Consider the following 25962-nt stretch of genomic DNA (forward strand, 5'->3'; position numbering starts at 1 on the left):
TAGCTGTGGGTGACGAAACGCTTGCTCGTAGTTATGTCCCGTTCTGTGACGCTGCCGCCTCGCAGGCCTGGGAGGCATTGCAGCGCGGCAACCGGCGTTGGGCGGCGGGCGCGTCCCGCCGCCCCCGCCAGGATCCCGCCCGCAGGAGGCAGGTCGCGGCGGGGCAGTCTCCCTACGCGGTGGTGCTGTCGTGCATCGACTCGCGGGTGCCGCCCGAGGTCGTCTTCGACGCCGGGCTGGGCGATCTGCTCGTCGTCCGTACGGCGGCGCACACCGTCGACCGGCTCGTCACCGCGGCGGTCCAGTACGGGCCGCAGGACTTACGCGCCAGCCTCGTCGTCGTCCTGGGACACCAGCGCTGCGGCGCCGTCACCGCGGCGTCCAGGGCGCTGCGCGAGCGGGAGACGCTGCCGGGGGAGTTGCCCAGCATCGTCGCCGCCCTCGAACCCGTCTACACCGGTTCGGGAGGTGAGGTGGAGGCGATGGTGCGCGCGCACATCGTACGGACCGTGTCGGGGCTGAGGGCCGACACCCTGTTATCCGGCAAGGCCACCGTGGTCGGTGCCTACTACAGCCTCGACACGGGACTGGTGCGGCGCGTCGCCTGACAAATGTCACCGTCAACCCCGGAAGTAACGCACTAACCAGGCAAGATCCACCGCCCTAGCGTTGATGTCATGAACGCCATCGTGTTCGACCACGTCAGCAAGGACTACGGGGACGTCCTTGCCGTCGATGATGTGTCCCTGGAGATAGAGCCCGGCAAGACCGTGGCCCTGCTCGGTCCCAACGGCGCGGGCAAGTCGACCTCCATCAACATGCTGCTCGGCCTGCTGCGGCCGTCCAAGGGGACGGTCAGCGTGTACGGCCGCACTCCCCGCCAGGCCGTCGCGGCCGGCCAGATGGGCGCCATGCTGCAGAGCGGCCAGCTCATCCCTGAGCTGACGGTCCAGGAGCTCATCGACCTGGTCCGCAACCTGTACCCCCAGCCGCTGGACCTGGCGGAGATCCTCAAGCTGGCCGACCTCACCGACCTGGTGAAGCGGCGCGCGAACAAGCTGTCGGGCGGCCAGTCCCAGCGCGTCAGGTTCGCCCTGGCGATCGCGGGCGCGCCCAAGACGTTGCTGCTGGACGAGCCGACCGCGGCCATGGACGTGGAGTCCCGGCTGCGGTTCTGGGAGAGCATGCGCGCGTACGCGGCGGGTGGCCGGACCGTGCTGTTCGCCACGCACTACCTGGAGGAGGCCGACGAGCACTCCGACCGGGTGATCGTCATCGCCAGGGGCAAGGTGGTCGCCGACGGCACCGCCGCGCAGATCAAGGCGGGCGTCGGCGGGCAGGTCATCCGCTTCACCCTCGGCGAGCAGCCCGCGGCCGGGCTCGACCTGCTGCCCGGCGTCACGGCGGTCGAGATCGCCGCGGGCACGGCCACGCTGCGCACCTCCGACGCCGACGCGACCCTCGCCGGCCTCTACCGGGGCACCACGCTCGACGTGCGCGGCCTCCACCTCGCCGGCGCCGACCTAGAGGACGCCTTCCTCGCCCTCACCAGGGAGTCCTGATGCTCTACTACGCCAAGACCGAGGCGCTGCGGATGCTGCGCAACCGCCGGTACATCATCTTCGTGGTGCTGTTCCCCGTCGTGTTCTACCTGATCAACGCCAACATCTATGGCACCCAGACGGACTCGGCCGGCGTGCGGATGAGCACCTACCTGCTGGTGTCGATGGCCGCCTACGGCGCGCTCGCCTCGTCCATGATGAGCTCGGCCGTGCCCTGGGCGCAGGAGCGTCAGTCCGGCTGGCTGCGTCAGCTGCAGATCACCCCGCTACCGAGCTGGGCGATCATCGTCACCAAGCTCGGCGCCGCGATGGTCCTCGTGCTGCCGTCCCTGCTGCTGGTCAGCGTGGCGGCCGTGCTGCAGCAGGGCGTGTCGATGCCCGCCGGGCAGTGGGTGGCGCTGCTGCTGTCGCTGTGGGTGGGGGCGATCCCGTTCATCGCGCTCGGGTTGTTCATCGGCTCCCTGCTGAGCGCCGACGCCGCCCAGCCCGCCGCGATGATCTGTATGTTCGCCCTGTCGCTGCTCGGCGGCCTCTGGTTTCCCATCGACGCCATCGGCGGCACGATGCGGACCATCGCCGGCTTCATGCCGTCCTACCACTACGCCAGCCTCGGCTGGAACGTGATCGCGGGCCACGGCGTGTCCATGTCCGACGCGCTGATCGTGGTGGTGTGGGGGATCGTGCTCGGCGGCGCGGCCGCCTACGCCTACCGGCGGGCTACTGTTCGGGCATGAGCTGGACCAACCGGTTTACCTTCGGCGGGACGGGTGAGACATCGTCCCGCTACCGGCGGCTGTATGGGATCTGCTTCGGAATGGTCTACCTGTACCTCCTGGTGGCGGAGATCCTGAGCGGGGAGTTCACCGGGGCCAAGGCCATCTGGGCGTGGCTGTCGCTGATCGCGTTCGTGCTCTCGTACCTGGCGACCGTCGTGAGCCCGCGCAGCATGACGGAGCGGTCGCGGTCGACGTACCCGTTGCTCGCCCTCACCACGGCGCAGGCGGTGGTCGGCGCGTTCGTCTTCGGCGGCGGCTGGCTGGCCCTGCCCATCTACTCCACGGTGCTCTTCGCCATGATCCTCCCGCCCCGGCGGGCGGGCTTCGGCATCGCCGGAATGCTGGCGGTCGTCGTCGGCAGCGGGCTGCTGCACCATTCCGACAGCACCACCCTCCTCATCCTGGGGCTGGAGGTGGTCACGCTGGGCGTGCTGTTCATCGGCGTACGCAACACCAGGCTGCTGGCCGTGCAGCTGCGCGAGGCGCAGGGCGAGGTGGCCCGGCTCGCCGCGGCGGACGAGCGGCTGCGCATCGCCCGCGACCTGCACGACCTGCTCGGCCACAGCCTGTCGCTGATCGTGCTCAAGAGCGAGCTGGCCGGGCGGCTGGCCGAGGACTCCCCGAAGGTGCTCCAGGAGATCCAGGACATCGAGACCGTCGCCAGGAAGGCGCTGACGGAGGTGCGCGAGGCCGTCACCGGCTACCGGCAGCGCAGCCTGCCGGAAGAGCTCGACAACGCCAGGGCCGTGCTGCGGGCGGCGGGCGTGGAGCCGCTGGTGCGGGTCTCGGGCACGCCGCTGCCCGGCCTGCTCGACGGCCTGTTCGGCTGGGCGGTACGCGAGGGCACCACCAACGTCGTACGGCACGCGCGGGCGAGTAGCTGCCGGATCGAGGTGACGTACGACGGCGAACACGCCATCCTGGAGATCATGGACGACGGGCAGGGCGATGAGCCGCTCCGGCTCGGCAGCGGTTTACAGGGGCTGACCGAGCGGGTGCGCGAAGCGGGCGGGAACGTCGAGGTGGGCCCGGGGGCCAAGGCGGGCTTCCGGCTGCGGGTGCTGGTCCCCAGGGGAGCGGCGGCGTGATCCGCGTGATCCTGGCCGAGGACCAGGCCATGGTGCGCGGCGCCCTGGCGTCGCTGCTCGGCCTGGAGCCCGACATCGAGGTCGTCGGCGAGGCGGCCGACGGCGAGGCGGCCGTGGCCGTCGCGGTCCAGAAACTCCCTGACATCGCGCTGCTCGACATCGAGATGCCCGTCATGGACGGCCTCAGCGCGAGCGCCAAGATCACCTCACAGGTGCCCGGCTGCCGGGTGATGATCCTGACCACGTTCGGCCGTCCCGGTTACCTACGGACCGCCATGGAGGCGGGGGCGGTGGCCTTCCTGGTCAAGGACAGCCCGGCCCGGGAGCTGGCGGCGGCGATCAGGCGCGTACACGCGGGGGAGCGCGTCATCGACCCGGGCCTGGCGGCGGCGGCGCTCAGCGCGGGGCCCAATCCGCTGTCGGCGCGCGAACGGGACGTGCTGGCCGCCGCGGTGGACGGCTCGACCATCGGCGACATCGCCCGGCACCTGCACCTGTCGGAGGGCACCGTACGCAACTACCTGTCGTCGGCCATCCAGAAGACGCATGCCCGCAACCGCATCGAGGCGGTCCAGCGCGCCAAGTCACAAGGGTGGCTCTGAGGTTCTAATAACGCAGCTCGGCCAGGACCGCGTAGTGGTCGGAGGCGGGCTCAGGCCCGTCGCCCACCACCTCGCAGCGCACCGGGTGGCCCGCGCCGCCTGCCCGCGGCCAGGCGCTCAGCACGTAGTCGATGCGGCGAGGCGGGTACAGGCCGGGCCGGGCCCACTGGTTGGCGTTGCTCCAGGTATGCCCGTGACCGCCGGGACCGGCCACCTCCCAGGCGTCGTAGAACACCACACCGGGCGTGCCTGGCGCGCTCTTGCCGGTCAGCATCCTCATCTCGTCGCTGTCCGGCGGCGCGTTGAAGTCGCCGCACACCAGTGCCGGATGCCGCCGGGAGGCGGTCGCGGCCACGTACGCGTGGTAGCCGAGGCCCGTAGCCTGGCCCGCCCACTCCTGCATGGTGATCACGTCGGGGTCGAGGTCGCCGACGAGCTTGCCGATGCCCGCGGACCGTTCGGCGTGCGGGCCGTACTCGCCCCAGACGTTCCAGGTCAGCACGCGCATGGTGGTCTCGATCAGCGGTCCGTACGGCTGGGCCCAGTCCATGCCACTACTTTTATCCTGTATTGATCATCCTGCCCAGGCCACGTGCCGGATGAGGTCCGACACCCGCACGATGCCCAGGCAGCGGTTCAGCTCGTCGGTCACCACGAGGCCGTCGTAGACGCGGCCCGAGCCCCGGCCCGCCGCCTGCATGGCCGCCACGGTGGGGGTGCCCTCCGGCATCGTACGCAGCCCGTCGAGCGCCCTCTTCAGCACCGGCCGGTCGGCTGGCCCGCTCGGGCCTGTAAGCAGCACGATGGCCTCGCGCGGGTGCCTGCCCCGACCCTCGCATCGCCTCGTGCAGCGGAGCCAGCACGTCCGCTCCCGCCAGCACGATCCGCATGGGCAGCTCGAGCGCCATGGGCAGTAAATCGGCTTGGAGGTAGCCCGCCGCGTCGATGACTGCCGGGCGCACGATCACGGCTCCCGTGTCGAGGCCCACTACGGGGGGAGTGAGCAGGGAAGACACTTGACGCGCTCTCCGGAATGGATCCCGGGGATTCCGCCTGTGCCGCATGGTGTCATGCGGCATTTCGGTGGCTTCCTCACAGCTGGTCCAGATGAAAGAGCTATGAGATCCGTGTGCGCCAACTTCGGAAACCGAACTCCGATAGTTCAACGGCCATGACGACCACGTCCATCTCCTTGTGAACTTCCCACCCAAGATCGCCTTGTCTAGGCTGATCGACAGCTCCTCAAATGTGTGTCGCCCTGGCGGGCGCGGCAATAGTTCCCCGACCTGGCCGCCCACTACTACCGGGCCGTCAAGCTGTGGTCAGGCTCCTACTTCGCCGGATCCCTCGGTGGTGCACCATGTCGATCCTGCGCCAATACATCGAGCAGCAGAACCGACCAGTCTGAGCCGAAGAGACGCCGATCCGCCCGGCGGCGAATCAGCTGTTCTTACCCCGCTACGCGGGCTGGTCGGCTTCACCCCCGGCCTGACGGCCAGAGCACTGCCGACGCGAACCCGGTAGCGATGATCGGGGCGCGCCACCGTGGGCAGAAGGGGTTTGAAATGGAATTCACCTATATCTTTCCCTGAGTTCCCGACCCCAGGGGAAGCGTGGGCGCGGTCTCCGGTCAGTTACCCTTCCGGCATGAGTGCGCGACCGGCGAAGGGTGGCGGGCGATGGGTGTCCGTGGTGCCCGAGCGCGTGCACCCGTGGATCGACGGCTTCGCCGACCGGCACGGCCCGTTCGAGGCCGCCGGTGACGAGGAGGTCGTGCGCCTGGTGGCCGTCGACGGGGCGCTGGCGGAGCTGCACGTGCCCTTCCCGCCCCTGCCGCTCGGGCCACCGTACGTGACCAGGCTCGTCACCCACGCGCGGGCCGATCGGCGTGTGGGGGTGATCCTGGTACGGATGGGCGGCTACGCGACCGGCATGTTCCACGGGTCGCGGCTGGTGGTGTCCAAGGTCGGGTCTCGCCTTGTCCAGGGGCGTACCGCGGCGGGCGGGTGGTCGCAGCAGCGCTTCGCCAGACGCCGCCAGAACCAGGCGGATCAGGCCTTCGAGGCGGCGGCCGAGACCGTGGTGCGCGTCCTGTCGCCGTGCCTGGGCGAGCTGGACGCGGTCGTGCTCGGCGGCGATCGCCGGGCCGTGGACGCGCTGCGCGCCGACCGGCGTCTGGCCGGCCTGCTGGCACTGGAGACGGAGCCGTTCCTCGTCGTCCCCGACCCGAAGCTGGCCGTACTCAAGGACACGCCCGCGCTGTTCCGCGCGGTACGCATTCGCGTGGTGGACCCACCCGCTACGGGCGATGAATCGTAGGCGACATCGTCAGCGGTGACCCCTGAGAGCAACGCCCGTCGGGGGAGCACTGACCGTGAGTGTATGCTCGCCGGAAGATCGGTGTCTTGAGTCGATTCAAAAAGATCATGAGTAAGGCTATGATAAGCCGCGTTCAACGTTGGAGCGGCCTCGTGAGGATCAATGTCGACCACGAACATCAAGGAGGTCGCGCAGCGGGCACGCGTCTCCGTGGGCACTGTGAGCAACGTGCTCAACCGCCCCGAGATCGTCTCCCCCGCCACGCGTAAGCGCGTCTTCGACGCGATCCGCGAGCTGGGTTTCGTCCGCAACGAGGTGGCCCGCCACCTGCGGGTCGGCCGCAGCCGCACGGTCGGCCTGATCGTGCTCGACGTGGCCAACCCGTTCTTCGCCGACGTCGCGCAGGGTGCCGACGCCCTGGCGGACGAGCACGACACCATGGTGGTGCTGTGCAACAGCGCCGCCGACCCGGCCCGTGAGCTGCGCCATCTCGACCAGCTCGAACAGCAGCGGGTCATGGGCATACTGATCACGCCGGTCGACGCGAGCAGCCCGAGACTGGCGGAGCTCGCCGCCAGGGGCACGCCCGTGGTGCTCGTCGACAGCGCGGCCACCGGGCTCCAGTGCTCGGTGGCGGTCGACGATCGGCTCGGCGGCCACATCGCCGGAGTTCATCTGATCGAGCGGGGCCATCGCAAGATTTTGTTCGTCGGCGGGCCGCGGTCGATCAAGCAGGTGGGGGACCGGCATTTAGGGATCACGAGCGCCGTCTCCGAGGCGCGGGACACCGAGCCGGGTGGGGGAGTCGAGCCCGGCGGCGGGCCGGGTGGCGGGGTCGAGCTGATCGCTTGGTTCATGCCCGCGCTGAGCGTGGCCCACGGGCGGATCGCGGGCGAGCGGGTGGCGGCGCTGCCTGTCGAGGAGCGGCCGACGGCCGCCTTCTGCGCCAACGACCTGCTCGCCCTGGGGTTCCTGCAGGCCATGGCCGCGCACGGGCTGCGAGTGCCGCATGACATGGCGATCGTCGGCTACGACGACATCGACTTCGCCGCGGCGGCGACCGTGCCCCTGTCGTCGGTCGGCCAGCCGCGCGAGCTGCTCGGGCGTACGGCCATCGACCTGCTGCTGGAGGAGGTGGCGGAGCCCGAGCTGCACCGGCATCGGCAGGTCATCTTCCAGCCGGACCTGGTGGTGCGGCAGTCCAGCGACCTGCACAGGAGCCCACCTTGATGGAGATCGGCCCCGACGACCCGCACAGGAGCCCACCTTGACGGAGATCTACCGCAACCCACTCGCCGGCCCCGACGACCTGGCGGGATTCCGGCTGGAGGGGGACGGGGCGACGACGTTCCCGATGGGGCGGATGCGGCTGGAGAGCCTCAGACCGCCCGCTGACGGGCAGGCGGCCAACGTGGTGCTGTGGTGCCCCGAGGACCTGCCCGCCGACGTACGGATCGAATGGGACTTCTGGCCGGTCAGGGAGCCGGGGCTGTGCATCATGTTCTTCCATGCCCGCGGCCGGGGTGGTGAGGATCTGTTCGATCCGGGCCTCGCGCCGCGTAACGGGCCGTACGAGCAATATCACCACGGCGACATCGATGCCTACCACGTGTCCTATTTCCGGCGGATGTGGCCGTCGGAGCGCGCTCTGCACACCTGCAATCTGCGTAAGAGCCACGGGTTTCACCTGGTCACGCAGGGCGCCGACCCGCTGCCCGCGGCGCTGGACGCCGTCGGGCCGTACGCCGTGCGCCTGGACGTCCTGGACGGCGAGATCACCTTCTCGATCAACGATGTGGTCTCGTTCCGCTGGACGGACGACGGGAGCACGGGTGGTCCCGCGCTGCGTGGCGGCAAGATCGGATTCCGGCAGATGGCCCCGATGATCGGGGAGTATGCGAATCTGCGGGTTTCACGTCATTGACATTGAGTCGATTCAACACTAATTTCGCACCAACCGCCGTTCACCCGTACGAAACGGACTAGGAACGGCGGCGCAACACTCCACCCCCGTGTCCGCGCACACGCCACGAGAAGGTGGTGCCGGATGAACCATCCCGCCACGTCGATCAGAATTCAAGCTGCCTGCTCAGAGCTCATCTGGGCGGCCCGGCTGAACCTCCTCTGGATCGTGTTCACCCTCCTGGGTGGCGTGATCCTCGGGCTCGGGCCCGCCACCGTCGCCGCCTACACGCTGGCCCGGCGGCACAGCCAGGGTGAATCGTTTCAGGCTTGGCCGGAATTCTGGACCGTCTACCGGCGGGAGTTCGTCCGAGCCTCGCTGCTGATCCTGCCGGTGGCGGTGCTCGGCACCATCCTCGTGGGCAACTACCTGTACTTCTCCGCTCTCGGGCCCGGCTCGGAAGCGTTGCGGATCGCGACCTTGGTGGCGATGGTGGCGCTGGCCGGGGTGGGAACCTATCTCGGGCCGCTCTACGCGCACTATGAGCTACCGCTGTGGGCCTACCTGCCCAAAGCGTCGCTGTTAGCGCTCACCCGGCCGGCCTCGTCAGTGGTGCTGCTGTTCGCGCTCGCAACCATCGTCTTCGTGACCTCGGCGGCGCCCGTTCTCACCGCGGTGATCAGCATCGGTGCGTGGATCTATCTCAACACGTGGCTCTGCCTGCGTTTCTTCGAGGAGAACGAGGCGCGCCTGCATTCGAAAGGGAACTCATGAGCGCATCTCGTCGCCGGCTGGTCGCCGGTGCACTAACGCTGACGGCGGCGCTACTCGCGTCCGCGTGCTCCAGCGGCGGTGGGGGCAGTGAGGCCGACAGCGGCACGGTGACCATGATGGTCCCGCTGTTCGGCACGGCCCCCGACCCCAAGGGCGAGATGCAGCAGGCGGTCGAAAAGCTCGTCGGCAAGAAGCTCCAGATCACCTGGGTGCCCAACGCCGACTACAACGACAAGACCAACGTCACGCTGGCCTCGGACAAGATGCCGCAGATCATGGTCATCCAGGGCGACAAGACCTCGTCGTTCGTCCGCGCCGCCCAGGCCGGGGCGTTCTGGGACCTGACCGACAAGCTGGACAAGTTCCCGAACCTGAAGAACCGGGACGCGCAGACGGTCCGGAACTCCTCCACCAACGGCAAGATCTACGGTCTCTACCGGATCCGCCCCCTGCTCCGCTCGGCGGTCGTGATCAACAAGCAGTGGATGGAAAAGCTCGGGCTGAAGACGCCGGAGACCGTCGACGACCTCTACGACATCGCCAAGGCGTTCACGGAGAAGGACCCCGACGGCAACGGTAAGAAGGACACCTACGGACTGATCATCCCGAAGTGGCCGTCCCCGCAGTACGCCAGCTCCAGCCCGTACGACGTGATCGAGACCTGGTTCGGCGCCCCGAACGGCTGGGGTGAGCGGGGCGGCAAGCTCGTCCCCGGCTTCGACACCCCCGAGTTCGTCGAGGCGAACAAGTTCGTCAAGAAGATGGTCGACGAGGGGCTGGTCAACCCCGACTACGCCACCCTCGACTCGGCCAAGTGGAACGACCCGTTCATCCAGGGCAAGGGCGGCATCATCATCGATGTCAACGTCCGCGGCACCAACCTCCTCGACCTGCTCAAGGAGCAGGACCCCAACGACTTCGACAAGGTCCTCACGGTCGGCAACCTCAAGCGCTCGGACGGCAAGAAGTTCTCCTCCCCGTTCACCGGCTACAACGGCGTCATCGCCATCCCGCGGCAGAGCGTGCAGACCGAGCAGCAACTCGACGAGGTGCTGACGGTCCTGAACAAGATGGCCTCCAAGGAGGGCGGGATCCTGCTGAGCAACGGGCTCGAGGGCCGCAACTTCAAGGTCCAGGACGGCTACGCCGCCCGCGTCAACCAGGACGACCCCAAGGTCAAGCAGATCCAGCAGGACGTGGACAAGGCGTTCATCCAGCTCGGCACCACCGCCAGCGTCGGCCTCGGCGCCTACCCGGACCTGTACCCGGACAAGCCGCACCAGGACCAGGTCACGCTGCGCACCAAGCTGGCCGAGGAGGACCTGAAGACCGCCGTGCACAACCCGGCGCTCCCGGTCATGGCGCCCACCACCATCGCCAAGGGCCAGACCCTCGACCCGATCATCACCGACGCCCGGATCAAGTTCATCTCCGGCGCGATCGACGAGGCGGGGCTGAAGGCGGAGATCAAGCGCTGGTACGACAACGGCGGCACCCAGATCGCCGCTGAGACCAACGACCTGGTCTCCAAGCTCGGCAACTGATCTCGCCCAAGGGGCCCGGGACACTCCCGGGCCCCTTCTGTGAAAGGAGGTGGCTGTGGCCACCGACCTGGCGCCGCCTCCCGTGAAGGCGGCCACCAAGCCCGGGCGTCCCCGCGAGAGGCTGACCTTCCGGACCGCCATGCTGCGTTACCGCTGGCTGTACCTGATGCTGCTGCCCGGTCTCGCGTACTTCGTCGTCTTCAAGTACCTGCCGATGTACGGCGTGACCATCGCCTTCCAGGACTTCCTGCCGTTCCTCGGCTACTCCGGCAGCCCGTGGGTCGGCTTCAAGCACTTCGAGGAGCTGTTCAACGGGCCGGACTTCGGCCGCCTGATGTTCAACACGCTCATCCTGGCGCTGCTGACGGCGGTCTTCGTCTTCCCGGCGCCGATCATCGTCGCGCTCATGCTGAACGAGCTGCGGCACAGCGTGCTCAAGCGGTCGATCCAGTCGCTGGTCTACATTCCGCACTTCCTGTCCTGGACGATCGTCGCCTCGCTGACGTATCTGCTGTTCTCCGTGGACTTCGGGGTGATCGCCACCTTCTTCCACGAGCTGCTCGGCGGCAAGAAGGTCGACTATGTGGCCCAGCCCGACTGGTTCCGGCCGATCATCGTCTTCCAGCTGCTGTGGAAGCAGACCGGCTGGGGCACGATCATCTACCTGGCCGCGCTGGCGGGCGTGAACACCGACCTGTACGAGGCGGCCCGCATGGACGGCGCCGGGCGCTTCCGGCAGTTCTGGCACATCACGTTGCCCGCGATCCGGCCCACGATCGTGGTGATGGCCGTCCTGACCTCGGGTCACCTGCTCGACACCGGTTTCGAGCAGATCTGGCTGATGACCGGCGCGCTGAACCGCTCGTCGGCGGACGTGTTCGACACCTTCGTCTACTACATGGGCATCACCCAGGGCGCCTTCAGCTACTCCACGGCCGTCGGCCTGTTCAAGGGACTGGTGGGCGTCCTCCTGATCTTCGGCTCCAACTGGCTGGCCAAGCGCCTCGGCCAGCGTGGCCTGTTCTAAGGAGCGCTTGAATGCCCAACCAGTCGCCCACACACCAGCACACGCTCGGCAGCCGCGTGTTCGATGTGCTCAACATCGCCGTGCTGCTGTTCCTGGCGCTGATCACGATCCTGCCGCTGCTGTACGTGCTGGCCGGATCGTTCGCCTCGGAGGCGGAGATCGCCTCGCGGCCGTTCTTCCTGTGGCCGGAGAAGTTCGTCACCACCACCTACGAGTACATCTTCGACTCGGGCACGTTCGTCCGGGCACTGCTCACCACGATCTGCGTGACGGCGGTGGGCACGGTGGTGCAAGTGCTGCTGACGTTCACGATGGCCTACCCGCTGGCCAAGCGGTACCTGCCGGGACGGACACTCGTCCTGAACCTGGTCATCTTCACGCTGGTCTTCACCGGCGGCATGATCCCCACCTACCTGGTGGTGCGGGACCTGGGGCTGCTCGACAGCTACTGGGCGCTGATCCTGCCGCTGGCGATCAACCCGTTCTATCTGATCATCGTGAAGAGCTTCTTCCAGGAGCTGCCACAGGCGCTGGAAGAAGCGGCGCGCATCGACGGCTGCAACGAGATGGGCGTCTTCTTCAAGATCGTGCTGCCCCTGTCGAAGCCGATCATCGCGACGTTCTCGCTGTTCTACGCGGTGGGCATCTGGAACGACTACATGTCGCCGCTGTTGTACATCGACGACTCCAAGAAGTGGACGCTGCAGGTGCTCGTCAGGCAGCTGACCAGCCCTGACGCCCAGAACGCGATGGCCATGCTGGAGTCGGTGTTCTTCCCCACCCAGGGACTGAAGTTCGCGGTGGTCGTCATCGCGACGCTGCCGATCCTGTTCTTCTACCCGTTCCTGCAGAAGCACTTCAGCAAGGGCGTGCTGCTCGGGTCGGTCAAGGAGTGACCCGCACCGTGCTGCTGGCCGGTGACTCGACGGTCGCCTCCTGCCCGGCGTTCGAGGCGCCGATGTCGGGCTGGGGGGCGCAGCTCGGCGCCCATGTCGGCGGCCCGGTGCGCAACTTCGCCAAGGGTGGCGCCACCACGGCCAGCCACCGGGCGGAAGGGTTGTGGGCGGCGCTCCTGCGGGAGGCCGCCCTCGGCGACGTCGTGGTGCTCCAGTTCGGGCACAACGATCAGAAGGAGCCCGATCTGCCGTACCGCGACAACCTGCGCCCCTTCGTCGAGGAGGCGCGCAGGGCGGGGGCGCTGCCGGTGCTGTGCACGCCGGTGCAGCGGCGCAGGTTCGACGGCGACCGGCTGGTGCCGACGCATGGCGACTATCCCGGCCAGGTGCGCGAGCTGGCGGCGGCCGAGAGTCTGCCGCTGATCGACCTGACCGCCGCGACCACTGAGCTGTACGAGCGGCTCGGTCCCGAGGGCTCCAAGGCCCTGTTCACCCATTTCGCGCCCGGCGAGCACCCGCTCTATCCCGACGGCGTCGCCGACGACACCCACTTCTGCTTTCGCGGCGCCGACGAGGTGGCGGCGATCGTCGCCGGGCGACTCAAGGAGATCTGTTGACCACGCTGAACTGGCTCGACCGGCCCAAGGAACAGGGCGTGACCTGGGGGGTCCCGTGGGCGCGCGGCACGGTGGAGCGCGACTCCCCGTTCGCGCTCACCGACCCCGAGGGCCGTGCGGTGCCGGTGCAGAGCTGGGTGACCGCCACCTGGCCGGACGGGTCGGTCAAGTGGTCGGCACACGCCATCGGGCCGCAGGCCCAGCCCGCCGCGTCGTACGAGCTGACGGCGGGACGGCTGGCCGCCGACCAGGACGACGCGGCAGGAGTGCCGGAGCAGCCCGTCACCGTCGTCCGTGCGGGCGGCGTGCTGCGGGTCAGCACCGGACCCGTCACCTGGACGATCGAGGAGGCGGGCGACACGCTCGCCCGCTCCGTCTCCCACGGTTCCCGCGAGATCGCCAGGGACGTCCGCCTGATCAGCCTCCACCAGGACGGCCCCACCCCGGACGAGGGTGGCACCGTCACCCGCGAGCCGGCCACGGGCATCGTCCGTGACGTCGCCGTCGAGCAGGACGGACCCGTCCGGGCCGTGATCCGCCTAACGGGTGACCACGGCGGCCGGCTGCCGTTCACCGTCCGCCTGTACTTCTACGCGGGCGCCGAGGACGTGCGCGTCATGCACACCTTCGTCTGGGACGGCGACCCGGAGCGCGACTTCCTGGCCGGGCTCGGCCTGCGCGCCGACGTGGTCATGCGCGACGAGCTCCACGACCGCCATGTACGGCTGGCCGGGCAGGACGGCTTCCTCACCGAGGCGGTACGCGGCCTGACCGGGCTGCGCCGCGACCCGGGGGAAGCCGTACGGCGGGCCCAGGTCGAGGGCAGGCCGTGCGGCCCGATCGGCAACCCCGAGGTGGCCGATCGCCTGCACCTCATCCCCGCGTGGAACGACTACACCCTCGACCAGACCTCGGCCGACGGCTTCACCCTGCGCAAACGCACCGCCGACGGCCACGCCTGGGTGACCGTTCCGTCGGGCACCCGCTCGGCCGGGTACGGCTACCTCGGCGGCGCGAGCGGCGGCCTCGGTTTCGGGCTGCGCGACTTCTGGCGGCTGCACCCGACCCGGCTCGACGTCAGAGGCGCCGCCACGGACCTGGCCACCGCGACCGTCTGGCTCTGGTCGCCCTCCGCGCCCGCCATGGACCTGCGCTTCTACCACGACGGCATGGGCCAGGACACCTTCGCCGAGCAGCTGGAGGGCCTGGAGATCACCTATGAGGACTACGAGCCGGGCTTCGGCCACGCCCAGGGCATCGCGCGTACTCACGAGCTCACCCTGCGCGTCCACGACGCCACGCCGTCAGCAAAGTCTCTGGCCGGGCACGCCGACGCGATGAACGAGCCCGCGTTGCTGGCCGCCGCCCCGGAACGCGTCCGCGAGGCGGGCGTGTTCGGCGACTGGGCACTGCCGGACCGCGCCACGCCCGCCCAGGCCGCGATCGAGGACCGGCTGGACCTGCTGTTCGACTTCTACCGGCGCGAGCGGGAGCAGCGCAGGTGGTACGGGTTCTGGGACTACGGCGACGTCATGCACACCTATGACGCCGACCGGCACACCTGGCGCTACGACGTCGGCGGCTACGCCTGGGACAACTCCGAGCTCTCGCCCGACCTGTGGCTCTGGTACCAGTATCTGCGTACGGGACGGGCCGACGTCTTCCGCTTCGCCGAGGCCATGACCCGCCACACCGGCGAGGTCGACGTCTATCACCTCGGCCGCTGGAAGGGTCTGGGCACCAGGCACAACGTGCAGCACTGGGGCTGCAGCGCCAAGCAGCTGCGCATCTCCAACGCCGCCTACCGGCGCTTCCTGTACTACCTGACCGCCGACGAGCGCACCGGCGACCTGCTCGACGAGCTGGCCAGGCCCGAGGAGACGTTCCTCGTGATCGACCCCACGCGCAAGGTGCGCGAGGACGTCTACACCCCCGATCCGTCCGCCCTGGCGGTCGGGCTCGGCACCGACTGGGGCGCGCTCGCGGCGGCCTGGCTCACCCGGTGGGAGCGGTACGGCGACGAGCACGCCAAGGACAGGCTGCTGGGCACGATGGCCGGCATCGGGGCGCTGCCGCGCGGGTTCCTGACCGGCGAGGCCCGCCTCGACCTGGCCACGGGCCGCTTCGACACCTCGCGGGACCAGATCTCCGTCTCCCACCTGTCGTCGGTGTTCGGGCTGCCCGAGATGTGCTCCGAGCTCATCGCGCTCGACCTGGACGTCCCCGGGTTCGAGCAGGCGTGGCTGGACTACTGCCGGCTCTACCTGGCCTCCGCCGAGCGGCAGGCCGCCGAGGTGGGTCACCCGCTGAGCGGCATCTCTCTGGTGCAGGCGCACAGCCGCCTGGCCGCGTACGCCGCGGCCCGCTCGGGCGACGCCGAGCTGGCGGACCTGGCCTGGCGCAAGTTCTTCCTCGACGAGGGCGACCAGCTCAACCGCAACCCCCTGCAGCGCGAGCCGGACTGGCGCCTGACCCGCGTCGAGGGGCCCCATGTCCTCGCGTACGTGCTGGAGGCGCCGTTCGTCTCCACCAACGACGCCGCCCAGTACGGCCTGGCCGCGATCCAGAACCTCGCGCTGATCGGAGACCACTTGCCGGCCGATTAAGCAGAGGTGGGGCTCCCGGCGGGGGCTCTACACTGATCTGTATGCACACTCCCGATTGACCGGCGTCCCCCCACGCCCACCTCTTCTTACCCCTAGCTCGGGAGTGTTCCGTCAATCATGATCATCGCCAGTGACATCGAGCTGCGCGCGGGCGCGCGGCTACTCATAGAGAACGCCTCGTTCCGGGTCAATCCCGGCGACAAGATCGGGCTCGTCGGCCGCAACGGCGCGGGCAAGACCACGCTGACCAAGGTGCTGGCCGGCGAGGGCATGCCCGCCGCCGGCAGCGTCACCACCAGCGGCGCCGTCGGCTACCTGCCGCAGGACCCGCGCACCGGTGACCTGCAGGTGCTCGCCCGCGACCGCATCCTGTCGGCCAGAGGGCTCGACGAGGTGCTGCGCAAGCTGCGCGAGGCCGAGCTCGGCATGTCCTCCGCCGACGTGCGCACCCGCGACAAGGCCGTCAAGCAGTACGGCCGGCTCGAGGACCAGATGCACGTGCTCGGCGGCTACGCGGCCGAGTCCGAGGCCGCCTCCATCGCCTCCAGTCTGGGCCTGCCCGACCGGGTCCTCGGGCAGCCACTGGAAACGCTTTCTGGCGGCCAGCGAAGGCGCGTGGAATTGGCACGCATTCTTTTCAGCGGAGCGGAAACTCTCCTTCTTGACGAGCCGACAAACCACCTAGATGCGGACTCAATCGGGTGGCTTCGTGATTTTTTGCGATCGCATCAGGGCGGCTTGGTGATCATCAGCCACGACGTGGGCCTTCTTGAAGCGACGGTCAACAAGGTGCTGCACCTCGACGCCAACCGCAGTGTGATCGACCACTACAACGTCGGCTGGAAGGCCTATCTGGCGCAGCGCGAGACCGACGAGAAGCGCAGGAAGCGCGAGCGGGCCAACGCCGAGAAGCAGGCGGGCGCGCTGCTGTCGCAGGCCGACAAGATGCGGGCCAAGGCCACCAAGGCCAAGGCCGCTCAAGACATGATGCGCCGCGCGCACCGGCTGCTGGCCGGCACGGAGGAGGAGCGCCAGAGCGACAAGGTCGCCAAGCTGCGCTTTCCCGACCCCCTGCCCTGCGGGCGCACCCCGCTCACGGGCACGGGCCTGTCCAAGTCCTACGGCTCGCTGGAGGTCTTCACCGACGTCGACGTGGCCATCGACCGAGGTCACCGGGTCGTGATCCTCGGGCTCAACGGCGCGGGCAAGACCACCCTGCTGAGACTGCTGGGCGGGGTCGAAAAGCCCGACAGTGGCGAGATCAGGCCCGGCCACGGCCTGAAGATCGGCTATTACGCCCAGGAGCACGAGACACTCGACGGCGAGCGCACCCTGCTGGAGAACATGCGCTCGGCCGGCGACAAGTTCACCGACACGGAGTTGCGCAAGGTCCTCGGCTCCTTCCTGTTCTCCGGCGACGACTCCGACAAGCCGGCGGGCGTGCTGTCCGGCGGCGAGAAGACCCGGCTGGCGCTGGCCATGCTGGTGCTGTCCAGTGCGAACGTACTTCTGCTCGATGAGCCCACGAACAACCTAGATCCGGTCAGCCGCGAGCAAGTTCTGAACGCTCTGAGGTCATATTCAGGAGCGATCGTGCTCGTCACCCATGACGAGGGTGCCGTTGACGCCTTGTCACCGGATAGGGTGATCTTGCTACCAGACGGAACTGAAGACGCGTGGAGCGAGGAATTTTCCGATCTTGTGGCACTTGCCTGATCTTAATTTGGGTGGGTACGGATCTTTTCCCGTGGAGTAGGTAGCCGATCCCGCTGAAATGACTGATCATGGCGGAGTAACGCTGCGGAAGTCCGGCACTACAGGAGGTACTCGTGGCCGAGACACTGAAGAAGGGCACCCGGGTAACCGGGGCCGATCGTGAAAAACTGGCCGGCGATCTCAAGAAGCGCTACGCCGCGGGCGAGAGCATCCGCGCCCTGGCCGCTTCGACCGGTCGGTCTTACGGGTTCATCCACCGCATCCTGAGCGAGTCCGGTGTGACTCTGCGCGGGCGCGGCGGAGCGACCCGAGGCAAGTCCAAGCGCTGACGGCCGCCTCGGAACGTGCGACCGCAGCCGCTCGTCCCAAGTCAGCCGCCGTCGCGCCCGAGTCCCAGAATGACATTCTGTAGGCTCGGGCGCGACGGCTAAGGCAATGAGGGAGCGGGCGATGGCGGAAGCGCAGGCGCCACAGCGTGGGGGGTACATGGAGGACGTCTCTGCCGAAAGGCTGGCGGAGATCGGACTTCGCTTCGAGGTGGACGGTGAGATCGCGACGATCGCGCTGGATCGGCCCAGTAAGCGAAACGCACAGACGTTCGCGACCTGGGCGGCACTGGCTGACATCGGGGGCAACCTGCCTGAGCAGGTGCGCATCGTCGTCGTGAAAGGCGAGGGACCGTCCTTCTCAGCAGGCATCGACCTGCGAATGTTCACGCCCGAGGGAGTGCCCGGACAGGGCTCGTTCAGCTCGGCGGCACAACTCGACACAACAGCGTTCGAGAAGCAGATCAGGAAGGCCCAACAAGGGTTCCTGTGGTTCCGCCGACCGGAGATCGTCTCCATAGCGGCCGTGCAGGGGCACGCGATCGGCGCGGGGTTCCAGCTCGCGCTCGCCTGTGACCTGCGCATCGTGGCCGACGACGTCAAATTCTGCATGAAGGAGCCCGCTCTGGGGCTGGTGCCCGATCTGACCGGCACCAAGCCACTGGTCGAGCTGGTGGGGCTGGCCAAGGCGATCGACATCTGCCTGACTTCTAGGACGATCGGGGCGGAGGAGGCCATGCGGATCGGCCTCGCCGAACGCGTGGTCGCGGCGGATGACCTGGCGCGAGCCGTACAAGACAAGATCGCGGAGCTGCTGTCGACCAACCGGGAGGCGGCGGCGGCGACCAAGCGACTCCTCCAGGGAGCGCGGGCGCGCACCCTGGAGGAGCAGAGCGTGGCGGAAGGTGTCGAGCAGGCGCGGCGCCTCAAGGCGCTCTTCGGCGGAACCTGAGCGGCGCGCCGGCTCGGGAGCCGCTGGGGTGCCGCGTTGGGCCGGCCCGGCGGCGCCCGCGTTTCGCGCTGAGCTGACCCGGGAATCCCACGGGGCTCCCGGGTGCTGAGCCGGGGGAGGAGGACCCCCGAATGGCGATGATGGGAGGGGGCTTCGGCCCCCAGGTATGGGCGTCCCTGCGGCGCGACGGCTCCGTGACCAAGCAGCGGCTCACCCCGGGCACGGTCCGGCGCATCGCGCGCTACGCCAAGCCCTATACCGGGCAGATAACCGCGTTCCTACTGCTGGTGATGGCGGGCGCGGTGATCGTGATCGCCAACCCGCTGCTGATGAAGGCGATCATCGACGACGGCATCCTGCCCAGGCGGAGCGGCGTCGTGGTCGGCCTGGCCCTGGCCATCGCCGCGCTCGCGCTGGTCGACGCGGCTCTCACGCTCGTGCAGCGCTGGTTCTCCGCGCGCATCGGCGAAGGGCTGATCTACGACCTGCGCACCGAGGTGTTCGACCACGTGCAGCGCATGCCGGTGGCGTTCTTCATGCGCGCGCAGACCGGCGCGCTGGTCAGCCGGCTCAACAGCGACGTGATCGGCGCCCAGCGCGCCGTGACCAGCACGCTGTCCTCGGTCGTCAGCAACGTGATCAGCCTGGTCCTGGTGCTGGGCGCGATGCTGGCGCTGTCGTGGCAGGTGACGGTGGTCGCGATGGTGCTGCTGCCGATCTTCATCGTGCCCGCCAAGTGGGTCGGGCGGCGCATGTCGGCGCTGACCCGCGAGCAGATGCAGCTCGACGCCGAGATGAGCTCGGTCACGACCGAGCGGTTCAACGTGGCGGGCGCGATGGTGGCCAAGCTCTACGGCCGCCCCGAGGACGACACCGCCGTCTACAGCTCCCGCGCCGCCAGGGTGCGCGACGTGGGCGTGACGGTCGGCATGTACGGCACCGTGTTCCGGGTCGCGCTCGGCCTGGTCGCGGCGCTGGCCACCGCGCTGGTGTACGGCATCGGCGGCGTGCTGGCCGTCGGCGGCGCCTTCGAGCTGGGCACCCTCGTGGCCCTGGCCGCCCTGCTGATGCGGCTGTACGGGCCGCTCACCTCGCTGTCGAACGTGCAGGTGGACGTGATGACCGCGCTCGTCAGCTTCGACCGGGTCTTCGAGATCCTCGACCTCAAGCCCATGGTGTCGGAGAAGCCGGGCGCGCGGCCGCTGCCGGACGGGCCGGTGACGATCGAGTTCGACGGCGTCCAGTTCCGCTATCCGGCGGCCGAGGAGGTGTCGCTGGCCTCCCTGGAGTCGGTGGCCAGGCAGGACACGGGCCCGTCCCAGCAGGTGCTGCGCGGCGTGTCGTTCACGGCCGGGCCCGGCCGGCTCATCGCCCTGGTCGGTCCCTCGGGGGCGGGCAAGACCACGATCACCTCGCTGGTCTCCCGGCTCTACGACGTCAACGAGGGCGCCGTGCGGATCAACGGGCTCGACGTGCGCGAGGCCACACTCGCCTCGCTGCGCGACACCGTGGGCGTGGTCATGCAGGACGCTCATCTCTTCCATGACACGATCGGGGCCAACCTCCGTTACGCCAGGCCAGGGGCGAGCGATGAGGAGATCTGGGACGCTCTCAGGGCCGCGCAGATAGGTGACCTCATCGAGGCGCTCCCCGACGGGCTGGACACGGTCGTGGGCGACCGCGGCTACCGGCTGTCCGGCGGCGAGAAGCAGCGGCTGGCGCTGGCCAGGCTGCTGCTGAAGGCGCCGCGCGTGGTGGTGCTCGACGAGGCCACCGCGCACCTCGACTCGGAGTCGGAGGCGGCCGTGCAGCAGGCGCTGAAGACCGCGCTGGCCGGCCGCACCTCGCTGGTGATCGCGCACCGGCTCTCGACGATCAGGGAGGCCGACGAGATCCTCGTCGTGCAGGACGGCCGCATCGCCGAGCGGGGCCGCCACGAGGAGCTGCTGGCGCGCGGCGGGCTCTACGCCGAGCTCTACCGCACCCAGTTCAGCGCTTCAGATAGCCCAGTCGCGTGAGCTCCTGCCTGGCGACCTTCTCCACCAGGGTGAGGTCGCCGGGCCGCAGGCGGGTGCGCCAGGAGCCGACCTCGGAGACCCGCGGGGCGTACAAGCCGATCTTGGAGACGCGCGTCTCCAGGAACTCGGTGAGCGCCGCCACCGGCTCCGCGGGCCGCTGCACGAGATCCTCGTAGCGCAGCGTGAGGAGCTGGCCGGGCGGCAGCTCCTTGCGCAGCGTGGCGCTGAGCCGTACGGCGCTGCGCCAGCGCAGGGCGCTCTTGCCCGCGGCGGGCATGCCCTTCCAGCGGTCGCGGTGCTCGTCGCGGTTGACGCCGAGGAACGGGTTGGGGAACTCGGTCTCCTCCGACAGCATCACCGGCTTGAACCAGGCCAGGCAGTCCGGGTCGTCGAGCATGTCGGCGACCACGTCGCGGCCGTCGCGGATGAGCTGCACGAACCGCGCGTCGGGGAAGGCCCGGAGCAGCACGGGCGCGCTGTAGAGCAGGTCGGGGCTGCCGTCGCCGAACCTGGTCACCTCGCTCGTGGCCACGCACGGGCCCATGCTCATCACGCCGCCCGCCTCCCGGCACGCCGCGGCGCACTGGCCGCACGAGCGGGGCAGCACCTGCCACGACTCGGCCAGCGCGTCGCGCAGCACCCGCACGGCACCTGACGTCTGGCCGATCGACGGCTTGCGGGCGAAGGCGTACACCACGTGGGCGACGGACGCGCGGCCCATCGTGACGTGGAAGCCGGGGGAGCGTTTCAGGGCGCGGGCGAGCAGGTCCGCGCCGGAGTGCGGAGCACCGAGCAGGAAGACCGGCCTGCGGACCTTGATGCCGTTGACCACGAGGATGTGGGGCGGAAGTCGCATACGAGAGGTAAGTGTGACACCGTTTGGCGAGTGAAAAAGCCAACGTCGGCGTCGCCGCCCGTCCGGGAGTTGATCAATGCGGCAGGGTGACACCGTCGCCGTCGTCTCGCCCTCGGGGCCACCGAACGCCATCCTGCTCAGGCGGGGGGTCGAGCGCCTGGAGGGGCTCGGGCTGAAGGTCGTGGTCGGCGAGCACGTTCTCGGCAGCCAGGACCTTCCCTATCTCGCCGGAGCCGACGCGGCCCGCGCCGCCGATCTTCAGGCCGCCTGGTGCGACCCGGCCGTCTCCGTGGTGTTCTGCGCCAGGGGCGGCTATGGCGCGGCCAGGCTGCTCGGCCTGCTCGACTGGGGCCTCATGCGCGCGGCGGGGCCCAAGACGCTGATCGGGTCGAGTGACATCACGGCGCTGCACCACGCGATCGCGGCGGAGCTGGGCGTGCCCACGCTGCACGGCCCGATGCCGGCCTGCGACGTCATCGCCAACGAGAAGCGGGCCGAACCGCGCACCTGGGAGCACCTGCGGGCCGCCCTGGCCCGCCAGGCGCCGCCCGTCGTCGGCGACCAGGTGCTGTCTCCCGGCCGGGCCGAGGGCATACTGGCGGGCGGTAACCTGTCGCTGCTCGCCTCCATGTGCGGCACCCGCTACCACCCGTCGTTCGCCGGGAAGATCGCGCTGCTGGAGGACATCGGCGAGGAGCCCTACCGCATCGACCGGATGCTCACCCAGCTCTTGCAGGCGGGTGCCTTCGACGGCGTGCGCGGGATCGCCCTCGGTTCGTGGGTGGACTGCGGAGACCCCTATCCCGTGCTTAAAGACCGGCTGCTGCCGCTCGGAGTGCCTGTCCTGGCGGGGTTGCCGGTGGGTCACGGCACACCACAGATGAGTGTGTGGCTTGGGGCTCTTGGGGCTATCGATACCGAATCGTGCTCGCTGGCTGGTCTGTTCCGCGACGAGGAGCAGGCAAGGTAGGAAGACACGCATACCGACAAAACGGACAGAGGGGACACGGCGCGTGAACTTGTTCAGGCGTGACCGGGAGCCCTCGCGACGCTCGATCGAGGACACCGATCTCGACTCCCTGCTCGGGCTCGTCGCCGATTCCCTCGGCTTCACCTGCGTCTTCGCCGCCGACGGCGCCTCACTGACGCTGAGCGGCGGCAGGGAGATCCTGGTCAGGCTCACCGGGCTGCGCCGCGAGGCGGGCCGCAGGCCCAGGGACGACTGGCCGATGCTGGTCTCCGAGCACCTCGCCAACGCGGTCGCGGCGGCCGACGAACGGCTCGACGTGTGCGACCTCGACCAGGTCAAGCCGCTGCTGCGGACCCGCGTCGAGGCGGTCGACGAGGTCGCCGACCTGACCAGGGTGGTCGGTCGCCACCTCAACGGCGACCTGGTCGAACTGCTCACGGTGGGCTCCAGGCCGGTACGCCCCGAGGAGGCCGGCTGCTGGCCCGTACCGTCGGGCAGGGCGCTGGAGCTGGCCGTCACGAACGTCGGGCGGGACGAGCGGCTGGAGATCGAGTCCATCGAGCTGTCGGGCACCCCGGTGTGGCGCCTGACCAGCCGCACCCCGGCCGCCGCCACCCATCTGCGCTGGCTCGGCGACTATCTGCCGTTGCCCGCCGACGGGGTGCTGGTGGTGCTGCCGGACCCGTACACACTGATCGTGCACCCGGTCGACGGGATCGGCGTGGTGCGGGCCCTGGAGCGGCTGCGCGTGCACGCCGTACGCACCGACGGGCTCAGCCCGCAGGTCTACTGGTGGCACGAGGGGCGGCTGACCCTCATCAGGGCGGACATCGTCCTGCAGGACGGCCTGGCCCGCCTCGTGGTGGCGCCGCCGCCGGAGTTCGCCAAGGTGCTGGCCCGGCTCGCCGCTTAGCCCAGCCGGGAGAGCGCGCGGGCGGCGTGCACCAGGGGGACGTGGCTGAACGCCTGGGGGAAATTTCCCACCATACGTTCGTATCGCGGGTCGTACTCTTCGGCGAGCAGCCCCACGTCGTTGCGCAGCGCGAGCAGCCGCTCGAACAGCTGCTTCGCCTCCTCCTTGCGTCCCTGCATGGCCATCACCTCGACCAGCCAGAAGCTGCACGCCAGGAACGCGCCCTCGCCGCCGGTCAGGCCGTCGATGTCGTTGTCCTCGGCCACCGGGTAGCGCAGCACGAAACCGTCGGACATCAGCTCCTTCTCGATGGCCGCCACCGTGCCGACCACGCGCGGGTCGTCGGCCGGCAGGAACCCCACCATGGGCATGAGCAGCAGCGAGGCGTCGAGGGCCGTCGAGCCGTAGTACTGGGTGAAGGTGTTGCGCGTGGGGTCGTAGGCCCGCTCGCAGATCTCGGAGTGGACGACGTCGCGCAGTTCCCGCCACCGGTCGACGGGGCCGGTCCTGCCGAACTTCTCCACATACTTCACGGCACGGTCGAGCGCCACCCAGCACATCATCTTGGAGTGGGTGAAGTGCCTGCGCGGGCCGCGCACCTCCCACAGCCCCTCGTCGGGCTCGTCCCAGTGCTCGGCCACGTAGTCGAGCAGCTGGCGCTGGATCGCCCAGGCGCGGTCGTCGGCGGCCACGCCGGAGGTCCTGGAGAAGAACAGGCAGCTCATCACCTCGCCGTAGACGTCCAGCTGAAGCTGATTGACGGCGTCGTTGCCGATCCTGACCGGGCGGGACTCCTCGTAGCCGTCGAGCCATGCGAGCTGCATCTCCGGCAGCCGCCGCTCGCCCGCGACGCCGTACATGATCTGCAGGTCCTGCGGGCGGCCCGCGATGGCGCGCAGCAGCCACGCCCGCCAGGCGGCGGCCTCGTCCAGATAGCCGGAGTTGATCAGGGCGTCGAGCGTCATCGTCGCGTCGCGCAGCCAGCAGTAGCGGTAGTCCCAGTTGCGCACCCCGCCCAGGTCCTCGGGGATGGAGGTGGTGGGCGCGGCCACGATGGCGCCGGTGGGGTCGTAGATGAGGCCCTTGAGGGTGATCAGCGAGCGGACGACGGCCTCACGGTACGGGCCTTCATAGGTGCATTTGGCCACCCACTCCTTCCACAGCGTCTCGGTCTCGGTGAGCTGGGTCTCGGCGTGGATCTGCGACGGCATCGGCTGATGTGAGGGGTGCCAGGTGAACACGAACGGCAGCCGCTCGCCCTCCTTGATGGTGAAGGTGGCGCGGTGCGCGTAGTCGCCGCCCTTGAGCGGGACGGGGGAGTGCAGCCAGATGGAGTCGGGGCCGCCGACCGCCTGCAGGTGGCCGTTGGTGCGGCGCACCCACGGCACGATCCTGCCGTAGTCGAAGCGGACCCTGAGCTGCGTGGACATCTCGACCGTGCCCGAGACGCCCTCGACGATGCGGACCACGTCGGGGTTGCGGTCACGCGGCGGCATGAAGTCGATGATGCGGACCGTGCCCGTCGGGGTGTCCCACTCGCTCTCCAGGATGAGCGTGTCGGGCCGGTAGCGCCGCCGCGTGGCGGGCCGCCTGCCGGTGGGGCCGAGCCACCAGTGGCCGTTGCGCTCGCTGCCGAGCATGGCCGCGAAACAGGAGGGGGAGTCGAATCTGGGCAGGCAGAGCCAGTCGATAGAGCCGTCTCTGCCGACCAGGGCCGCCGACTGCATGTCCCCGATGAGCGCATAGTCCTCGATCCGCATGTATTGACGCTACCGGCGGAAGGGCGATCTCGCGGCCGCTCCGCGCACGTCGCGTCGCGAGCGGGCACGGCCGCGAGATCACGTCATGGGGAACCAGCGGGTGAGCAGCTGGGTCAGCGGGCCGATGGCCAGCGCGAAGATCAGGGTCCCGACGCCGACCGTGCCGCCGAGCAGCCAGCCCGCGGCCAGCACCATGATCTCGATGAGGAAGCGGGCGAGCCGGAGCGACAGGCCCAGCCGGGTCAGGCCGGTCATGATGCCGTCACGCGGTCCCGCGCCCATCCCCGCGCCGATGTACAGGACAGTGGCCAGGGCGATCGACAGCACGCCGAGCACCAGGTAGAGCCAGCTCGCCGCCCAATGCGTGGCGGTGGGCAGCACCGAGAAGGCGGCGTCGGCGAACAGGCCGACGAACAGGACGTTGCTGATCGTGCCGAGGCCGGGCTTCTCCTTCAGCGGGATCCACAGCAGCATCACCAGCACGCCGACCGCGAGGATGATCGTCCCGACCGACAGGCCCGTCCGCATGGCCAGACCCTGGTGCAGGGTGTTCCACGGGGCGTTGCCCAGCCCGGACACGAGCTGGAAGGCGATGCCCAGCCCGTACAGCGCCAGACCGCCGTAAAGACGCAGTAGGCGGACGGGGAGGGTGTTCGGGCGTGGGACGGTCGCTTCACTCATAGTGGTCCCAGAGTGGCAGGGACATGGCTTGCCAAAACAGGGCCAATCCCGGAAAG

At 69.3% G+C, this 25962-nt stretch carries 25 protein-coding genes and 1 pseudogene; 21 read left to right on the forward strand and 5 right to left on the reverse strand.

What is annotated here, in order from left to right:
• Window positions 1-5: 5 nt before the first annotated feature.
• The 5 genes from AB0B64_RS49675 (at window position 6) to AB0B64_RS49695 (ending at window position 4028) form a co-directional block, all read left to right on the forward strand.
• Window positions 6-608, forward strand: coding sequence for a carbonic anhydrase (locus AB0B64_RS49675; RefSeq protein WP_357958466.1), 603 nt, complete (start codon window positions 6-8; stop codon window positions 606-608).
• A gap of 69 nt (window positions 609-677) precedes the next feature.
• The gene (locus tag AB0B64_RS49680; protein ID WP_357958469.1) at window positions 678-1562 is read left to right on the forward strand and encodes an ABC transporter ATP-binding protein; all 885 of its coding nucleotides are present in this window, start codon (window positions 678-680) and stop codon (window positions 1560-1562) included.
• Window positions 1562-2296 (forward strand): ABC transporter permease, encoded by a 735-nt coding sequence (locus AB0B64_RS49685; protein WP_225291357.1) that lies wholly within the window; start codon window positions 1562-1564, stop codon window positions 2294-2296. The genes AB0B64_RS49680 and AB0B64_RS49685 overlap by 1 nt, the downstream gene beginning before the upstream one ends.
• Complete coding sequence (locus AB0B64_RS49690; RefSeq protein ID WP_358195485.1) at window positions 2293-3426, forward strand: sensor histidine kinase; 1134 nt, start codon at window positions 2293-2295, stop codon at window positions 3424-3426. The genes AB0B64_RS49685 and AB0B64_RS49690 overlap by 4 nt, the downstream gene beginning before the upstream one ends.
• Window positions 3423-4028 carry a response regulator transcription factor gene (locus tag AB0B64_RS49695; RefSeq protein WP_358195497.1) on the forward strand — a complete coding sequence of 202 codons (606 nt, stop codon included), beginning with the start codon at window positions 3423-3425 and terminating at the stop codon, window positions 4026-4028. Before AB0B64_RS49690 ends, AB0B64_RS49695 begins: the two co-directional genes overlap by 4 nt.
• Before the next feature lie 4 nt (window positions 4029-4032).
• Here AB0B64_RS49695 and AB0B64_RS49700 read toward each other — a convergent pair whose 3' ends face one another.
• A complete protein-coding gene (locus tag AB0B64_RS49700; protein ID WP_357958477.1) occupies window positions 4033-4578 on the reverse strand; it encodes an endonuclease/exonuclease/phosphatase family protein in 546 nt (181 codons plus the stop codon).
• Between the two features lie 24 nt (window positions 4579-4602).
• Window positions 4603-4830, reverse strand: a complete 228-nt coding sequence (locus AB0B64_RS49705; RefSeq protein ID WP_357958481.1) for a hypothetical protein — start codon at window positions 4828-4830, stop codon at window positions 4603-4605.
• 307 nt (window positions 4831-5137) lie between these two features.
• On the opposite strand from AB0B64_RS49705, the pseudogene tnpA reads away from it, so the two are divergent.
• The 14 genes and pseudogenes from tnpA to AB0B64_RS49775 all read left to right on the forward strand — a co-directional run.
• A pseudogene (tnpA, locus tag AB0B64_RS49710) lies at window positions 5138-5436 on the forward strand (IS200/IS605 family transposase); the annotation flags it as partial.
• Between the two features lie 239 nt (window positions 5437-5675).
• Window positions 5676-6347: an acVLRF1 family peptidyl-tRNA hydrolase gene (locus tag AB0B64_RS49715; RefSeq protein ID WP_358195510.1), complete on the forward strand. Its 672-nt coding sequence runs from the start codon at window positions 5676-5678 to the stop codon at window positions 6345-6347.
• A gap of 162 nt (window positions 6348-6509) precedes the next feature.
• Window positions 6510-7577 (forward strand): LacI family DNA-binding transcriptional regulator, encoded by a 1068-nt coding sequence (locus AB0B64_RS49720; RefSeq protein ID WP_357958489.1) that lies wholly within the window; start codon window positions 6510-6512, stop codon window positions 7575-7577.
• A 37-nt stretch (window positions 7578-7614) separates the two neighbouring features.
• Window positions 7615-8271, forward strand: a complete 657-nt coding sequence (locus AB0B64_RS49725) for a DUF1961 family protein (protein ID WP_357958491.1) — start codon at window positions 7615-7617, stop codon at window positions 8269-8271.
• Between the two features lie 189 nt (window positions 8272-8460).
• The gene (locus AB0B64_RS49730; protein ID WP_263655022.1) at window positions 8461-9024 is read left to right on the forward strand and encodes a DUF624 domain-containing protein; all 564 of its coding nucleotides are present in this window, start codon (window positions 8461-8463) and stop codon (window positions 9022-9024) included.
• The gene (locus AB0B64_RS49735; RefSeq protein WP_357958495.1) at window positions 9021-10568 is read left to right on the forward strand and encodes an extracellular solute-binding protein; all 1548 of its coding nucleotides are present in this window, start codon (window positions 9021-9023) and stop codon (window positions 10566-10568) included. The genes AB0B64_RS49730 and AB0B64_RS49735 overlap by 4 nt, the downstream gene beginning before the upstream one ends.
• Window positions 10569-10623: 55 nt before the next feature.
• A complete protein-coding gene (locus AB0B64_RS49740) occupies window positions 10624-11595 on the forward strand; it encodes an ABC transporter permease subunit (protein WP_225291348.1) in 972 nt (323 codons plus the stop codon).
• 11 nt (window positions 11596-11606) lie between these two features.
• Window positions 11607-12491, forward strand: a complete 885-nt coding sequence (locus AB0B64_RS49745; RefSeq protein ID WP_357958498.1) for a carbohydrate ABC transporter permease — start codon at window positions 11607-11609, stop codon at window positions 12489-12491.
• Window positions 12488-13108 carry a rhamnogalacturonan acetylesterase gene (locus tag AB0B64_RS49750; protein ID WP_358195531.1) on the forward strand — a complete coding sequence of 207 codons (621 nt, stop codon included), beginning with the start codon at window positions 12488-12490 and terminating at the stop codon, window positions 13106-13108. The genes AB0B64_RS49745 and AB0B64_RS49750 overlap by 4 nt, the downstream gene beginning before the upstream one ends.
• Window positions 13105-15714, forward strand: coding sequence for a Tat pathway signal sequence domain protein (locus tag AB0B64_RS49755; RefSeq protein ID WP_358195534.1), 2610 nt, complete (start codon window positions 13105-13107; stop codon window positions 15712-15714). Before AB0B64_RS49750 ends, AB0B64_RS49755 begins: the two co-directional genes overlap by 4 nt.
• A gap of 117 nt (window positions 15715-15831) precedes the next feature.
• Window positions 15832-17430, forward strand: a complete 1599-nt coding sequence (locus tag AB0B64_RS49760) for an ABC-F family ATP-binding cassette domain-containing protein (RefSeq protein ID WP_357958507.1) — start codon at window positions 15832-15834, stop codon at window positions 17428-17430.
• Between the two features lie 113 nt (window positions 17431-17543).
• Window positions 17544-17759: a helix-turn-helix domain-containing protein gene (locus AB0B64_RS49765; protein ID WP_020547488.1), complete on the forward strand. Its 216-nt coding sequence runs from the start codon at window positions 17544-17546 to the stop codon at window positions 17757-17759.
• A gap of 157 nt (window positions 17760-17916) precedes the next feature.
• The gene (locus AB0B64_RS49770; protein WP_358195547.1) at window positions 17917-18708 is read left to right on the forward strand and encodes an enoyl-CoA hydratase/isomerase family protein; all 792 of its coding nucleotides are present in this window, start codon (window positions 17917-17919) and stop codon (window positions 18706-18708) included.
• 131 nt (window positions 18709-18839) lie between these two features.
• Window positions 18840-20726, forward strand: a complete 1887-nt coding sequence (locus tag AB0B64_RS49775) for an ABC transporter ATP-binding protein (RefSeq protein WP_358195553.1) — start codon at window positions 18840-18842, stop codon at window positions 20724-20726.
• On the opposite strand, the gene AB0B64_RS49780 is transcribed toward AB0B64_RS49775, so the two are convergent.
• Entirely contained in the window at window positions 20698-21582 is an 885-nt protein-coding gene (locus AB0B64_RS49780; RefSeq protein WP_357958516.1) for a sulfotransferase, read from the reverse strand. The two genes, AB0B64_RS49775 and AB0B64_RS49780, sit on opposite strands and share 29 nt — an antisense overlap.
• 76 nt (window positions 21583-21658) lie before the next feature.
• Between AB0B64_RS49780 and AB0B64_RS49785 the strand changes: the two genes are divergently transcribed.
• Both AB0B64_RS49785 and AB0B64_RS49790 read left to right on the forward strand, forming a co-directional pair.
• Complete coding sequence (locus tag AB0B64_RS49785) at window positions 21659-22552, forward strand: LD-carboxypeptidase (RefSeq protein WP_358195559.1); 894 nt, start codon at window positions 21659-21661, stop codon at window positions 22550-22552.
• A 43-nt stretch (window positions 22553-22595) separates the two neighbouring features.
• Window positions 22596-23465, forward strand: coding sequence for a hypothetical protein (locus AB0B64_RS49790; protein ID WP_357958521.1), 870 nt, complete (start codon window positions 22596-22598; stop codon window positions 23463-23465).
• On the opposite strand, the gene AB0B64_RS49795 is transcribed toward AB0B64_RS49790, so the two are convergent.
• Both AB0B64_RS49795 and AB0B64_RS49800 read right to left on the reverse strand, forming a co-directional pair.
• Window positions 23462-25225, reverse strand: coding sequence for a glycoside hydrolase family 15 protein (locus AB0B64_RS49795; protein ID WP_357958523.1), 1764 nt, complete (start codon window positions 25223-25225; stop codon window positions 23462-23464). The two genes, AB0B64_RS49790 and AB0B64_RS49795, sit on opposite strands and share 4 nt — an antisense overlap.
• 78 nt (window positions 25226-25303) lie before the next feature.
• Complete coding sequence (locus tag AB0B64_RS49800) at window positions 25304-25906, reverse strand: hypothetical protein (RefSeq protein ID WP_357958525.1); 603 nt, start codon at window positions 25904-25906, stop codon at window positions 25304-25306.
• Window positions 25907-25962: the final 56 nt, after the last annotated feature.

Source organism: Nonomuraea sp. NPDC049129 (genome assembly GCF_040648495.1).
GTDB lineage: Bacteria > Actinomycetota > Actinomycetes > Streptosporangiales > Streptosporangiaceae > Nonomuraea.

What these genes read in the sequence shown, in the direction of transcription:
- AB0B64_RS49785 (WP_358195559.1), top strand. Translation starts at nt 21,659, where the DNA reads ATGCGGCAGGGTGACACCGTCGCCGTCGTCTCGCCCTCGGGGCCACCG.
- AB0B64_RS49770 (WP_358195547.1), top strand. Translation starts at nt 17,917, where the DNA reads ATGGAGGACGTCTCTGCCGAAAGGCTGGCGGAGATCGGACTTCGCTTC.
- AB0B64_RS49685 (WP_225291357.1), top strand. Translation starts at nt 1,562, where the DNA reads ATGCTCTACTACGCCAAGACCGAGGCGCTGCGGATGCTGCGCAACCGC.
- AB0B64_RS49735 (WP_357958495.1), top strand. Translation starts at nt 9,021, where the DNA reads ATGAGCGCATCTCGTCGCCGGCTGGTCGCCGGTGCACTAACGCTGACG.
- AB0B64_RS49760 (WP_357958507.1), top strand. Translation starts at nt 15,832, where the DNA reads ATGATCATCGCCAGTGACATCGAGCTGCGCGCGGGCGCGCGGCTACTC.
- AB0B64_RS49775 (WP_358195553.1), top strand. Translation starts at nt 18,840, where the DNA reads ATGGCGATGATGGGAGGGGGCTTCGGCCCCCAGGTATGGGCGTCCCTG.
- AB0B64_RS49780 (WP_357958516.1), bottom strand. Translation starts at nt 21,582, where the DNA reads ATGCGACTTCCGCCCCACATCCTCGTGGTCAACGGCATCAAGGTCCGC.
- AB0B64_RS49715 (WP_358195510.1), top strand. Translation starts at nt 5,676, where the DNA reads ATGAGTGCGCGACCGGCGAAGGGTGGCGGGCGATGGGTGTCCGTGGTG.
- AB0B64_RS49700 (WP_357958477.1), bottom strand. Translation starts at nt 4,578, where the DNA reads ATGGACTGGGCCCAGCCGTACGGACCGCTGATCGAGACCACCATGCGC.
- AB0B64_RS49690 (WP_358195485.1), top strand. Translation starts at nt 2,293, where the DNA reads ATGAGCTGGACCAACCGGTTTACCTTCGGCGGGACGGGTGAGACATCG.
- AB0B64_RS49680 (WP_357958469.1), top strand. Translation starts at nt 678, where the DNA reads ATGAACGCCATCGTGTTCGACCACGTCAGCAAGGACTACGGGGACGTC.
- AB0B64_RS49745 (WP_357958498.1), top strand. Translation starts at nt 11,607, where the DNA reads ATGCCCAACCAGTCGCCCACACACCAGCACACGCTCGGCAGCCGCGTG.
- AB0B64_RS49795 (WP_357958523.1), bottom strand. Translation starts at nt 25,225, where the DNA reads ATGCGGATCGAGGACTATGCGCTCATCGGGGACATGCAGTCGGCGGCC.
- AB0B64_RS49720 (WP_357958489.1), top strand. Translation starts at nt 6,510, where the DNA reads ATGTCGACCACGAACATCAAGGAGGTCGCGCAGCGGGCACGCGTCTCC.
- AB0B64_RS49800 (WP_357958525.1), bottom strand. Translation starts at nt 25,906, where the DNA reads ATGAGTGAAGCGACCGTCCCACGCCCGAACACCCTCCCCGTCCGCCTA.